At 61.6% G+C, this 281-nt stretch carries 1 protein-coding gene; it reads left to right on the top strand.

The genetic code is table 11. The features are described 5' to 3' along the window. Positions 1-281 (top strand): IS66 family transposase zinc-finger binding domain-containing protein (locus T18_RS28210; RefSeq protein ID WP_323455286.1); only part of this gene is annotated, 281 nt, incomplete at both ends.

The raw sequence follows: 281 nt of genomic DNA on the forward strand, positions 1-281 counted from the left end.
GCTCGAGGAGCTCGAAGCAGACGCCGGTGAAGATGAATTGGTCGCGGAAATCGCCGCCAAAGCGTCAACCGTCAAAGCTTTCGAGCGCAGGCGTCCGTCACGCAAGCCCTTTCCTGAACACCTGCCGCGTGAGCGCGTCGTAATCGCTGCTCCCGCGAATTGCGCCTGCTGCGGCTCCACCAAACTGTCGAAGCTTGGTGAAGACGTTACCGAGACCCTGGAGGTCATCCCGCGCCAGTGGAAGGTCATCCAGACGGTGCGGGAGAAGTTTACCTGCCGCG

Origin of the sequence: Rhizobium sp. TBD182, from assembly GCF_001950375.1 — a bacterium.
Classification (GTDB): Bacteria; Pseudomonadota; Alphaproteobacteria; order Rhizobiales; family Rhizobiaceae; genus Agrobacterium; species Agrobacterium tumefaciens.